This window comes from Streptomyces sp. NRRL S-646 (genome assembly GCF_000720765.1).
GTDB lineage: Bacteria > Actinomycetota > Actinomycetes > Streptomycetales > Streptomycetaceae > Streptomyces.
Genome location: NZ_JODC01000142.1, coordinates 1 through 245 on the forward strand (window position 1 = coordinate 1; position 245 = coordinate 245).

The following is a 245-nucleotide window of genomic DNA, read 5'->3' on the forward strand; positions in this document are numbered from 1 at the left end:
TCGACCGACCAGTCGACGTACTCCTCCACAGCCGCCGCACACGCGGCAAAGTGCCCACCGAACTCCGGATCGGTGTCGAGGAGTTCAGTGGCCATACCCGGCCACTGCGGACCCTGCCCCGGAAAAACGAACACCGTACGGCCATCCACATCGGCCACACCCTGCACCAGCCCAGCCGCCGGAACACCCGCCACCAGCGACTCCAGACCCCGCAGCAACTCCGTGCCGTCGTCGGCCAGCAGCAC

At 67.8% G+C, this 245-nt stretch carries 1 protein-coding gene; it reads right to left on the reverse strand.

What is annotated here, in order from left to right:
• Nucleotides 1-245: acyltransferase domain-containing protein (locus IH68_RS51530; RefSeq protein WP_159403919.1), on the reverse strand; the 245-nt coding region annotated here is incomplete at both ends.